Raw genomic sequence first — 14,228 nt, 5'->3', positions numbered from 1 at the left:
ATTAAACTGTAAGTTGTTATGCTATATTTACTAACGGATAACAACTATTTTACCTCAGGGGAGCTGTATCATAAGTGCGGTTGAATAACTTTTTTTTCATTTTATTTAGTATTTTATGCACTTTGTTTAGTGTTAATTCCAGTGCTCAAAGCTATGCTCAGCAATTACAACGCTTGTCCACTGATGAAGGGTTATCACAAGGCCACGTTACTAGCACACTGCAAGATAAACTAGGGTTTATTTGGATCGGAACGATGCAAGGTTTAAACCGGTTTGATGGCTACGAAGTAAAAATATTCTCTGGTGAATACACACTGGATCAACTCTCGATTATTCTGTTGTTTGAAACAAGCAATGGCGATATTTTTGTATCAACTGAATATTCTGGTGCGTTTCTTATAGATCCTGTGACACTTAAAGTCAGTAAAGTTTATTCAGGTAAGTTAAACGCTGAAGATAAACACTTTTCTCCTATTTTTGCCATCGCCGAACATCAGCAGCTGTTTTATTACGCCATTAACCAACATGTGTATGCCTTTGATCCACAAAAAAATACCTATACCCATGAGTTTTCAATCAGTAAAGATGATAATTTTGTCCGCGCAATTACTGTTCATAATGACTTTTTGTATATTGCCACCACTGATGGGTTGTACTCTAAATCATTAATTGATGAACATATAACTAAAATACCTTTAGTTGCCAAGGATAAGCTCAACCTCGATAACAATAATATCAAGTTTTTAACCGTCGACTCGCAGCTTGGCCTGCTGGTTGGCACGGTCGAAGGTTTTTATTCTATTGCATTTAATAACAATGAGTTACTAGACTTCAACAACGTAAAAACGCTGCTTGCAGAACATAATATTTGGGACTACGTTAATACCCCTTATGGTGAATTTATAGTCACCGAGGATGGTCTGTATGAATACCATCGCCATACTGATCACAATGAGTTTCTTTTTCGTTTTGATCAAAGTAAATTCAACATGACCGACAACACGATTTTAGATGTAATGGTCGATAAAACAGGGCTTATGTGGCTTGCCTCGCGCTCACAAGGTGTTTTTACTTGGTCAACTTTAGCAAGGCGTTTTGGCAATATTCAAATCACCAGTAATGATAAATTGCACAGTAATGTGATCTTTGCTGTTTACCAAGACAATCATAACGTTTGGCTGGGCACCGATAATGGTCTTGCCAAAATGCGCCAAGATGGGACAACAGAGAAAACTTACTTAGTCAGCAATGACACTAAAGCGTTTTATGGCCAATTTGCTGTGTATGGCATTGCCTCGGCACACTTAAATGAGCCAGATCGTTATTTGTGGTTACTACTTTATGATGGTCTTGCTTTATTTGACAAAAAAACCGAACAAAAAATAGCTCTACCAATGCAAGGCAATACACAAGCCATTATCGACAGCGGCCCAGCTTATGGCTATCACCAAATCACGACTGATACCTTTGCATTTTTTAGCGAGAATGATTATTTCCTGTATGATGGAAACAGTGGTCAGACTAACGTAATTAAAGGTCTCAAAGAGCAGTTAGATCCCGTCAACGTGCACACCTTTTTAAAACCGTTACCTAATAAACCCGATGACTATTTGATCAGCGTATCTGGGGCGTTATATCGTTATAATGAGTCTAGCCAAAAACTCACCTTAATATACAAAGTTGAAAATTATAACCCAATAAATTATGTCACTATTGATGACTGGGTGATCGATTATAACAATACGCTATGGCTTGCCTCTTCCCAAGAAGGGCTAATTGGTCTTGACGCCAACAGCTATGAAGTAAAACACCGTATAAATCTCAGTAATGGCATTAAAACTAAAACAATTGTCGCTTTGCAAATCGACCAATTTGGCTTTTTATGGATCAGCAGTAAAAATGGCCTTTATCGGCTCGATTTAAGTTCAATGCAACTCAATGCATATACTGTTAAAGATGGCTTAACTGTGAATGAATTTAATATCGACTCACATACACTGTTAAACGATGGCCGCTTAGCCTTTGGCAGCACACGTGGCGTGCTAACACTCGCCCCACAAGACTTTTTATCCGTCCCTAATGATCGTGACAGCACTGTGACTGAAATCACCGATATATCGTTACTCTCACGCTCACTTAATTATCATCCATTGCAATACGCCAACCAGCCTTTACAACTGACTGATGAAGACATGGGTTTAGAAGTTAGTTTTTCCAACTTTGATTTTCAAAATGTTGATAGAACACGCTATAAGGTGTCATTAACTGGCCCAAGTAAATTAAGCTATGAAAAGCTAAATAACAATAAAGTCTTTTTTACTAAACTCCCTGCTGGTGATTATCAACTTACAATCGCAGCATATAACTTAAATGACTCAGGCCTCGGTGATGAAAAAACGCTTAACTTTAACGTTGCTTATGCCCCGTGGCGTTCTCCTCTTGCAATAAGTCTTTATTTATTACTTACGTTTTTAGTGCTATTTGTTATTTTTTGGCAATACCGCTCTCGTCAGCGCATTATTAAGCATACTCATGATGAAATACTGCAATCACAACAACAAACTGAGCTTGCTTTAAACAGTAGTAAAAGCGGTGTATGGGAAGTTGATATTGGCGCACATTGGATAAAACAGCAGCGCTTAAAACACGAACTAGGCTATCAAACTTTGCCTCAGAAGTTTAATTTTGACGATTTTTGCGCATTAATACACCCTGATGATAAGCGCAAAATACTGCATGATTGGCATATATTCATCACTCAAAAAAATGCTCAACAATGGCAGGTCACGTATCGGCTTCAACATGCTAATGGAAACTGGCTTTGGTACCACGACATAGGTAAAGTGATAGAAACGAATGAGCAAGGCTATCCTACAAGATTAGCTGGAATTTATACTAATATTACAGAGCAGCGTGCTACAGCACATCAAGCTGCGGTATTAGGTGAAGCCTTTAGTCAAATAAACGATTGGCTACTTATTTTAGACAGTCAACTCATTCCATTTTCTGTTAATAATAGCTTTGCTGAAGCCTTCTCAATGCAAAAAAAACCAGCAAAGCTTGAGCTAAAAAGGTTTTTAGCGGCACTGGGTAAAAAACAATATGTCGACTTCATCAATATTCTAAAATCATTGCAGCCAAAGCAGAACTGGCGCGGTGACGCATATATAAAAACTAAGATAAATCCGTCGCACCCCATTCATATCAGTATTACCGCAGTGGCAAAAGACAGTAATGTGGTGAGCTATTATGTGGTAGTTATTTCTGATTTAACTGAGCAAAAACGCGCTGAAAATGAGCTTCGTTATCTGGCAAACTATGATCCATTAACTAAGCTGCCAAACAGAACATTAATGTATCAAAAGATATCGCATGCGATAAAAGATGCCGATACGCGCGCGAGCCTTGTTGCTTTGCTGTTTATAGATTTAGATAAATTCAAACCGGTGAATGACTCGTTTGGTCATGCGGTTGGCGATCAGCTATTATGTGATATTACCCATCGAATGAATAGCATGCTTGATAATAATGCCATTGTCGGGCGTCAAAGTGGTGACGAATTTTTGTTATTGATTAAAAACTTAGACTCACCACAAAGTTTAAGTAACTTAGTACGTAGCCTAACTGCAGAGCTTGCAAAACGGGTGGTGATCAACGATTTTGCAATTAATATCTCGGCCAGTATCGGTGTTGCACTCTACCCATTTGATGCCGATACCACCGATGAGCTTATTCGTAATGCCGATATAGCGATGATGCATGCTAAACAATCAGGCCGCAACGGCTTTAAGTTTTTCACTGAACAAATGAATAACCAAATCACCCAAAAGCTGCTGCTCGAAAATGCTTTAAAAGACGCCTACAAGGACGATTTGTTTTTTAATAATTACCAGCCAATTGTTAACAATAAAAGTAAAAAAATCAAAGGTGTAGAGCTCTTAATGCGTTGGCAGCATCAGGCTGAATTGATATCCCCAGCAGTGTTTATTCCTATTGCGGAAGAAACTGGTTTAATCGATGTACTAACCGAACAAGCGCTGACCCGTGCACTTGAAGATCTCGCACCATTATTTAAAGCTAATCCGCGGTTTTATCTATCTTTAAACTTATCACCGGTGCATATTTTAAAGTCTAATTTAGCCGAACGCTTATTACTTATTCTAAATCAGCATCATATAAAACCTGTTCAGTTACGTTTAGAGATCACCGAAAACACCTTGCTTGATGACAAAAACAAAGCGGCTAAGCAGCTGCAAGCACTCAGAAGCGCTGGTTTTAAATTGTTATTGGATGATTTTGGCACCGGGTATTCTTCTTTAACGTATTTAAGTCAATTTCCAATTGATGTGATTAAAATTGATCAAAGCTTTGTGCGTAATATCGGGCGAGATAGCAATAATGAGTCAATTATCAGAACAATCCATACCTTAGCTGAAAACCTAAATCTGTATTGCATTGCAGAGGGTGTAGAAACAATTGAGCAAATACGCTTTTTAAACAGTATCGGCTGCGATGACCTTCAAGGCTATTACTTTGCAAAACCAACAACTGCCGAGATTCTCATTAGCGATGCGTATATCCAAGCACTGCAAGAGAAATTGCAAACTACATAGCTAGTTAACTCAATGTATCAGCCCACTTTTTAAGGCATTGAAAAAGTTGGGCACGATCGACCGGTTTGGCAATAAAATCGTCCATACCCACTTCTAAACAACGTTTTTGATCGTCTTCAAAAGCATTAGCAGTAATGGCTATAATAACCACAGGGCCAAATTGAGCACCATTGTTACGGATTTCAGCTGTGCACTGGTACCCATCCATAATAGGCATTTGGCAATCCATCAAAATAATATCGGCCATGTTGTGTTGTAAGCACGCCAGTGCTTTTTCACCATCGTTAGCAACCTCTAAGGTGCAATGAGTATCACTGAGCATTTTAGCAATAACGATTTGATTGATTTGGTTATCTTCTACCAGTAATACTTTCAATCCAGTTAAATCAGGGATGTTTTGCTGTATGTCAACTTCGTCACTGAGTTGCGCCACCTCAACAGGAATGGTGATAGTAAAGCAACTGCCTTTGCCAATCTCGCTGTGTAATTTAAGCTTGCCCCCCATTAACTGAACTATTCGCTTACAAATAGCCAAGCCTAAACCAGTACCACCATATTGCCGCGTGGTTGAAATATCGGCTTGAGTAAACTCACTAAACAACGATGATTGCTGCTGCCCAGAAATACCAATACCTGTGTCTATTACAGCCACAAACAAATGATTATCAGCATAATCAATGTTCATAGTTATACTACCAGTTTTCGTGAATTTCCCTGCATTACTCAACAAGTTATTGACAATTTGGCTTAACCTTAGTGAATCTAACTGCACTACATCTGGTACTGACGGGGCAATATTTAATACAAATTCAACGCCTGGCTGTACGCCAGTATTTGTAAACACCTGCGCTAACTGGGTAAGCAGTTTTCGTACATTAACTATATGAATATCTAGTTTGACCGCCCCCGCCTCAATTTTAGAAAAATCTAAAATATCGTTTAAAATCAATAATAGATTTTTTGCGCTTTGCTGTATCATTTGCAACTGTTCACGGTATTCCAACTTCACGTCATCAGCATTAAGTAAAATATCAGTCAGCCCCATAATACCGTTCAGCGGGGTGCGAATTTCATGACTCATATTCGCTAAAAATCGTGATTTAGCTTTACTGGCCTGATTTGCAGTTGCCACAGCTTTAACTAATTCATCTGTTTTTTCATTTACTTGATACTCTAACTCTACATTAAACTGTTTTAAATGCAGATTAAGTGCTGCATTTTCAGTATTTACTTGTTCTAGATCTTTAAAGTTGCTGGTCAATTTAAATGCTAAAGTTGCAAATTGCTGCTGTAAACTCAGTACTTCCAGCCACGCATTATTTTGAGTCTGTAAATCACTGATATCAGCTTTAGGATCAAAGGCATCGATTTGTTCGGTAAGCTCTTCTATTGGCCTTACCAACCAACGGCTCAACTGGGTGATAAAAATACTGATCAAAATAATCACCACAAAAGTCAGTAACAGTGATTGCCCCCACGCACTTGCCGCCACAAGATTAGCGTATTTACGTTTTAATAAGCTTGCCACATACCAGCCTTGATGCTGTGATAAATATATTTTTACGTAATATTGTTCACCATCAATGTCGGTGGTCATAATGGCTTGTTGATCACCTTTTAACTGGGTAAATTTATCTTCAGTGAGCTGAGTCAATACCGAATAATGATTAGGCAAGGTGCTAAATACCACTTGTTTTTTGGCATCAAGAATTATCAATTCACCATCATTATCAAATATGGTTGGCCTAAATTGCAAAAATGAGCCCAACACTAACGAGCCTTCAACAACTCCCCGAAAACGCCCGTTAATATGCACTGGTGCAGAAACACCAACAATAGGTTCATTACCAAATCCTCGGCCCCTAAAAACATTAGAAATATAGCCTGTTGGCGAGTCTTTACCTATTGTAAAGTAATCCCGATCGGCAACCGATAAATCGCTACCTTTTAAGCTTTCTTGTAAACTAAGTGGGTAAAATATCCGCGCAATTGCGTTTTCATCCGTAACCATTGATGTAAGAAAGTTAGGGTATAGTGCCATCAAATGACTCAGTGCTAACTGTTTATCAACCCCCTGCTCTATGGCTTTTGCAGTTAATACGATGCCACGGCGATAGTCATTTAAATACAGGTCGATTTTTTCGGCAATGTCTTCAGATTTTTCAGAAAGCTGCGCCTTCACTTCGTATTCGATACGCGCGTAATGATTGTTGGTAAGTACAATGGAGGTTAATAACACCACTAAAATGATGAGAATGCTTACAATGTAATTAAGAATTTTATACAACGAATTTGGTCGCTTTTGCCATACCTGCTGAATAAAGAAAAAGCTCAATAAATCAATAACACATAAAACAATAGCGGCATTTAAGAAGTACTTAACTAAGGCTGTTACTATAGCAAGTATGGGTAGCTCAATGATAAAATAACCAATTAGCCCCAGCAGTGGAATACCTATTAACAGCCAATAAATAATACCGCGGATAAACAGCAGCCGTGCGGCTTTAAAGCTAAAATGATACAGCCAAAGTACTTCGCCAACAAATACGATTGATGGCCAACAATGCCCCCAGCGATAAAAAATAAAAGCCGCACTGATAGCGCAAGCAATTAACGCGTAGCGTAAGCCAAATAGCAACAAACAAATTAAAACAAAAAGCTGACCAAATAAAAATTCAGAGCTGTCTAGAAACCAAAATGGCAGTAAATTAACAAAGCCGGCCAACACGCCCAAAAGTATGGTGCAGCTAAATGCAAAGTATCGATGCTGAGAAAACGGCAATGTTTGCTTCCGAATAAAATAGACTATATCTAAAAGTAAAAGAAAAAACGCATTTTGCCAAGTTAACTACTTGTATTTAATGCTGACAACCATGGCTTTCGATTTGTAAAACGCTATTACCAACATTAAATTGCTGGGCTAACAATTGCTCAACTTTAAGTCGACATGCTTCATCATGTTTTTCTTTTGTGCAATGTTGTTTAAGTACCACATGCGCCCCTACAACTAACTCCTTATCGCGGCGCATAACCGTAACATTATGTACATTTTCTACGTGCTCAACTTGCCCTATGGCACTTTCAATATCGGCCACATCAGGTAGTTTTGCTTTATTTAAACGCAGACCTTTAACACAACCAACAATTACTTTTACGCCTGTAAACAAAACAAATAACGCAATCAACATGCTTGATAAAATATCAATAACACTCCAACCCGTTAGATAAATAAGTATACCGGCGATAAACGTAGACACGGTTGAAATCAAATCAAAAAATGAATGTAAAAATACCGCATAAACATTAAAGCTGGCCTTTCTACCTTTATATAATACCCATGCTGCGGCACCGTGAAATAAAAATCCAGTGGCGGCAATAACCGACATTAAATAACTATTTACAACTGGCCCTTGTCCTTCATGGTGATGTACAAAGCGCTCGCCGCCTTCGTATAAAATCACCAGGCTGATCGCCAAATATAAACAGCCATTGATCAAACCACCGGTCAACTCTGCTTTTTGATAACCATCGTTGTAGTTTTTAGCTAAATGAATCGCTAAGCTCGATGCGATCAAAGCAATAAATAAAGAACTATTATGAACAAATAAATGCCCTGCATCGGCTAATACAGCAAGAGAGTTTGCATAATAGGCACCAATCACTTGGATAATCATAAATGAGCTAGTGATGGCTAATGCAATTAATAATCTACGTCGTGATGCTTGGTGAGTTGTAATGTCGGTCATGAAAGGCGGTTTTACCTGTGCTTTAGTGTGCTAAGAGTCATCATTCTAAAAAACGTTAAAAGAGTAATGATATACAGTATCAATTGTAGTACTTCCATCAGTCAAACGCACTAAAAACTTAATATCGAGTTAATTTATATATAAAACGGCTAATTAAAGTACCATTTTCTTAAAATTGAATGTAAGCTTAATTTGTTAATAGGAAGTTGGAAATCCAGTGAGACAGTATTCTGTAGACGAAATTTGGCAATCTTTACAAGCCTTACCACTTGCAATCGTATTGTTTGATCAACAAACAGACACGCTGCACGCCAATGCATTGAGCCAACAGTTACTAAATTTAATGCCGGCAATAAGTCCAGTAGAAAAAGCGTTTCAGCACTTATCTATTAAACAAACAGAAAACCACACGATTGTTGATTATCACACCTTTTTAACTCCCCAAAATAACACCGAACAAACCTATAATATCGCCACAAAACACACAATATCCTGTGTAACAGTCACCTACAGTCTAATTGGCCCACAATTAATGATGCTGGTGTTAAAATCACACTCATCGTGTTCTGTGCAAGCTGACTTTGACGAAGTAATAGCAAAAATATCAACGCAACTAATTGATATACAGATAGATAATCTAGACCAACAAATCGAAAGTGCTTTAAAAACCATAGGTACATTTTGTGATGCTGACCGCAGCTATTTATTTCAATTTAGCGAAGACGGCAAAGAAATGAGTAATACCCATGAATGGGTTAATACACAGATCAAGCCATTTAAAGAAAAGCTGCAAGGTATTCAGCAAGATTTACTACCGTACTTTTTTACTATGATGAACGAAAAGCACGTTTTTAAGGTACCGAATGTTAATTTACTCCCTCCAGCCGCTGCAGCCGAAAAAGCTGAATTTGAATCCGAAGGGATCAAATCTGTTTTATGCATTGGGCTTCGCTCTGAGAACTCCTTGTTTGGTTTTATTGGCTGTGATTGCGTAACACATATACGCCACTGGACCGACACCGATCTTATGCGGATCAAACTGGTGGGTGAAATTATTGCCAATGCACTCAAAAACGTTCTGTATAAACAACGCTTAGAGCAAGCTCAACAACAATTACTATTGGTCAACCAAGAACTGCAATCACAAGCAAACCTCGACAGCCTAACAAATATCGCCAATCGTCGCTGTTTTGATCAAACATTACTTAATGAAATTCAACGTGCAACACGCTCAAATCAACCATTGAGTTTAGTCATTTGTGATATCGATTATTTTAAACTTTATAACGACAATCATGGCCACCAGCAAGGCGATGAAGCGCTCAAACAAGTTGCCCATGCACTACATAACTTATGTAAGCGACAAGGTGATTTAGCAGCCCGCTACGGCGGAGAAGAATTTGCAATTGTGTTACCCAGCATTGATAAAACCCACTGTTTAAAATTTGCCAAATTACTGCAACAGCAAATCAGTCAACTAAATATCCTGCACCCAAATTCAAACATCGCCGACCACCTCACCCTCAGCATCGGATGTTACAGCTGTACACCAGATAAACATACCACCGCAGATATGATGATCCTCGCCGCCGACAGCGCACTCTACGTAGCAAAAAAATCAGGCCGCAATCAAATTCAAATCTTTGATGAAGAGCATTAGAGCCATGTATTCGTAGCAGCGAGTTTACCTCGCGACAAATCAAAGTATTACATGTTGCTTAACCCCTCCCTTTATAAATTCAACAATACTCCAAATGTCCTGTACTGTAGGCCGTGCTTTAGCGCGAAATGTCACCCGCAACGCAAAATGATCACTTCAGCAAGTGAAATCTTAGCCAGTTAAATTCACCAATTCAGCCCGTGAGTACGGGGAACACTTTTTCATAAAAAGAACAGATAGCCTCTGGTACGGTTCAGCCCCGTGGGTACGGGGAACACCAAGGGCTAGAGCTTGGGCAACAAGCGCAGGGCGGTTCAGCCCCGTGGGTACGGGGAACACTCCTGACGTGTCAGCATTGGCTTTCATTGTTGCGGTTCAGCCCCGTGGGTACGGGGAACACAAAGAAGCGGGCGGCACAAGTAAGCTCGATGACGGTTCAGCCCCGTGAGTACGGGGAACACCTTTGAAACTGTTTTTGCTCTTTAACTAACAGCGGTTCAGCCCCGTGAGTACGGGGAACACTGCTTCACTTGCCTTTTTGTATGTTAAATATTCGGTTCAGCCCCGTGAGTACGGGGAACACTTAAATTCATAAACTACGCAACATCACCCATCCGGTTCAGCCCCGTGAGTACGGGGAACACTTCTTTTATCTTTTGTAGTGTTTGCTCGACTTCGGTTCAGCCCCGTGAGTACGGGGAACACAAAATGAAGTTAATCAACCATCCGAGCAATGACGGTTCAGCCCCGTGAGTACGGGGAACACATAGGCGGTGATAGGATCAAGCCCCTCAACGTCGGTTCAGCCCCGTGAGTACGGGGAACACAGGCTAATTCAATCAGTAAGCTGGCTGACTCTCGGTTCAGCCCCGTGAGTACGGGGAACACCCATTAACTATAACCGCATCAACTGCAAATAGCGGTTCAGCCCCGTGAGTACGGGGAACACTTGCCAAAATGCACAAACCCACTGGCAGCATACGGTTCAGCCCCGTGAGTACGGGGAACACCCGCAAACATTGTCTCGCTCATTCATTAAGCGCGGTTCAGCCCCGTGAGTACGGGGAACACCTCGTAGTCTAATGATTCAAGTATTGCATAGGCGGTTCAGCCCCGTGAGTACGGGGAACACCTGACCAGGTTTAAACGCTGATTGAGCCAAACCGGTTCAGCCCCGTGAGTACGGGGAACACGCGACAAATGATGGCAGCTACTTGCATCATCACGGTTCAGCCCCGTGAGTACGGGGAACACCAACTAAATTTGTTAATGATGCAGTCTCCATGCGGTTCAGCCCCGTGAGTACGGGGAACACTAAATAAATTTAATGAAAAAATTGAAAATGAGCGGTTCAGCCCCGTGAGTACGGGGAACACTTTTCACTCAGAGATGTAGATGAAATGGAGGCCGGTTCAGCCCCGTGAGTACGGGGAACACGCGCGATGGGTGTTTTTGGAACTTATTTCACACGGTTCAGCCCCGTGAGTACGGGGAACACATTTGTAGGCACTTCTTTTTCAGCGATGTAATCGGTTCAGCCCCGTGAGTACGGGGAACACACGCTATACCGCTGGATTAAATCAGGTGATCACGGTTCAGCCCCGTGAGTACGGGGAACACCTATGGATTTACAATTCAAAGCCTCCTCTTCGCGGTTCAGCCCCGTGAGTACGGGGAACACCTCCACTAGCTAAATAGTAAGCAATATTAACGCGGTTCAGCCCCGTGAGTACGGGGAACACAACACCCCTAAAATTATCTATTGTTATATCAACGGTTCAGCCCCGTGAGTACGGGGAACACTAACGTCACTCGGCGTTAATATCGACAATCTACGGTTCAGCCCCGTGAGTACGGGGAACACTCTGTTACACCCATGACACGCATCAGTGTAGGCGGTTCAGCCCCGTGAGTACGGGGAACACCTAGGGGAGCAATTTGGAAATCAATCATCGCTCGGTTCAGCCCCGTGAGTACGGGGAACACTTTTATATTGTTAAGCATAGTTAAGACCCCTGCGGTTCAGCCCCGTGAGTACGGGGAACACTTTCATCGACAAACATATCGTTAACGCTAACACGGTTCAGCCCCGTGAGTACGGGGAACACTACTGATGGTCTAACTGAAATTAACACCCGTACGGTTCAGCCTCGTGAGTACGGGGAACACTCCTTTATTTATTAAATGATTAAAGTCTATTTCGGTTCAGCCCCGTGAGTACGGGGAACACCGTTGTATTAATTGACGGTATAAATGTATCAGCGGTTCAGCCCCGTGAGTACGGGGAACACATGAATTGAATAGTATCTAACATTTTAATCACCGGTTCAGCCCCGTGAGTACGGGGAACACGATAACTCTATAGATGAAACAAAGCTGTTTAGCGGTTCAGCCCCGTGAGTACGGGGAACACAAAGGGCGTAGGTAACACATGGGGTTTATGGCCGGTTCAGCCCCGTGAGTACGGGGAACACGTTCAGTGAGCTATCAAATGACTTTTTTGAATCGGTTCAGCCCCGTGAGTACGGGGAACACTGGTGGTGTCAGTGTTCGTGCTAGTTTTTTTGCGGTTCAGCCCCGTGAGTACGGGGAACACTTGTAATCTGTCTGCGTTTCAAGAACGTCAAGCGGTTCAGCCCCGTGAGTACGGGGAACACTATGGCGTATTTGTTTAAGTCATCCCAATTTTCGGTTCAGCCCCGTGAGTACGGGGAACACAATTGGATTTAAGAACCCACCTACTTCATTTTCGGTTCAGCCCCGTGAGTACGGGGAACACTTCAGCCTTAGCTTTCTCAACAGGTTCAGATTCGGTTCAGCCCCGTGAGTACGGGGAACACACGGACTGACTGAAATTAATACTCGAACATTGCGGTTCAGCCCCGTGAGTACGGGGAACACTACCGTTTTGGCCTGATAATTCGTTAAGCACTCGGTTCAGCCCCGTGAGTACGGGGAACACTTTTTACAACTAAACACAGGCCACGTACCAAACGGTTCAGCCCCGTGAGTACGGGGAACACCACCGGCGCTACATTTTGAATGAAAACTACACCGGTTCAGCCCCGTGAGTACGGGGAACACTCAAGCGGCAAACCGTACTTTTCAGCTATCAGCGGTTCAGCCCCGTGAGTACGGGGAACACAATAATATTAATTGACGTTAAATTATCTATCTCGGTTCAGCCCCGTGAGTACGGGGAACACTTTGCCGACTATGCTGAGCTTTTTTAGGGCGTCGGTTCAGCCCCGTGAGTACGGGGAACACAGTACAACTATTTCCCCGGTTGGCATTTGCGCCGGTTCAGCCCCGTGAGTACGGGGAACACGTAAGTATAGCGCTGGCTATTGCCATGCTTTTTCCGGTTCAGCCCCGTGAGTACGGGGAACACCGATTGAAAAAAACACCAGTTACGAACAAATACGGTTCAGCCCCGTGAGTACGGGGAACACACTATAATGCTAAGGACACTACTGGGGCCATACGGTTCAGCCCCGTGAGTACGGGGAACACGGCGTTAATTAACCCCTCAAGACGGTCGTTTTCGGTTCAGCCCCGTGAGTACGGGGAACACGAGCTTAACCACGTAAACAGCTACAACGAAAACGGTTCAGCCCCGTGAGTACGGGGAACACTGCGGTTAGTTGGTCTGCAAGTGGTTTAATCGCGGTTCAGCCCCGTGAGTACGGGGAACACTTGCGGGTAGTAAGTCAGAAATAATATGCTGCCGGTTCAGCCCCGTGAGTACGGGGAACACATATTACGCATGGCTAGGTTCCTATTGTCAATCGGTTCAGCCCCGTGAGTACGGGGAACACTCTAATAGTATATGCTTGTTTTTTATAAATAAAAACAGCTAGTTCAAATCTACCAAATTTTTAAAGAGCGTAACAGTTATTTTTAGCTTAATGTTTCGTTGTTTACTGGTGTAAACTTGACCAGCCTTAATCCTTCTAAATCTATAGGCATCCGTGCATTTTTACCATAAGTAATAAAATCAAAACCCGATTCAGTATTTGTAGCCCACGCCATAACCACATTTCCTTGTTCTGCCAACTCAGAGACTTGAAACCAAATCATTTCTCTAATCTTTCGACCTACATCACCAACGTATACACCTGCGCGAATTTCTAGTAACCATACAGCTAATCGCCCTCTTAATCTGGGTGGTACAGCTTCAGTTACAACAACACACATACTCATAATCCA

The 14,228-nt window shown here is 41.7% G+C and carries 5 protein-coding genes and 1 CRISPR repeat array; of the genes, 2 read left to right on the top strand and 3 right to left on the bottom strand.

Going from position 1 to position 14,228, the window contains the following annotated elements:
* The first annotated feature begins 74 nt into the window (after nucleotides 1–74).
* Nucleotides 75–4,613 (top strand): EAL domain-containing protein, encoded by a 4,539-nt coding sequence (locus tag H5203_RS02790; RefSeq protein WP_404936099.1) that lies wholly within the window; start codon nucleotides 75–77, stop codon nucleotides 4,611–4,613.
* Between the two features lie 4 nt (nucleotides 4,614–4,617).
* On the opposite strand, the gene H5203_RS02785 is transcribed toward H5203_RS02790, so the two are convergent.
* Nucleotides 4,618–7,395, bottom strand: a complete 2,778-nt coding sequence (locus H5203_RS02785) for an ATP-binding protein (RefSeq protein WP_182819340.1) — start codon at nucleotides 7,393–7,395, stop codon at nucleotides 4,618–4,620.
* A gap of 76 nt (nucleotides 7,396–7,471) precedes the next feature.
* A complete protein-coding gene (locus H5203_RS02780; protein ID WP_145236287.1) occupies nucleotides 7,472–8,359 on the bottom strand; it encodes a cation diffusion facilitator family transporter in 888 nt (295 codons plus the stop codon).
* Nucleotides 8,360–8,576: 217 nt separating this feature from the next.
* Between H5203_RS02780 and H5203_RS02775 the strand changes: the two genes are divergently transcribed.
* Nucleotides 8,577–10,019 (top strand): diguanylate cyclase domain-containing protein, encoded by a 1,443-nt coding sequence (locus tag H5203_RS02775; RefSeq protein WP_182758493.1) that lies wholly within the window; start codon nucleotides 8,577–8,579, stop codon nucleotides 10,017–10,019.
* A 249-nt stretch (nucleotides 10,020–10,268) separates the two neighbouring features.
* Nucleotides 10,269–13,837: direct repeats of the CRISPR family, unit length 29 nt; unit sequence CGGTTCAGCCCCGTGAGTACGGGGAACAC.
* An 82-nt stretch (nucleotides 13,838–13,919) separates the two neighbouring features.
* Here H5203_RS02775 and cas2e read toward each other — a convergent pair.
* Nucleotides 13,920–14,222, bottom strand: a complete 303-nt coding sequence (gene cas2e / locus H5203_RS02770) for a type I-E CRISPR-associated endoribonuclease Cas2e (protein WP_145234109.1) — start codon at nucleotides 14,220–14,222, stop codon at nucleotides 13,920–13,922.
* Between the last annotated feature and the right edge of the window lie 6 nt (nucleotides 14,223–14,228).

The organism is Pseudoalteromonas sp. SG41-1 (assembly GCF_014164575.1).
Lineage (GTDB): Bacteria > Pseudomonadota > Gammaproteobacteria > Enterobacterales > Alteromonadaceae > Pseudoalteromonas > Pseudoalteromonas rhizosphaerae.
The sequence above is the reverse complement of the archived record's forward strand: the minus strand, read 5'-3'. Positions and strand labels throughout refer to the sequence as shown.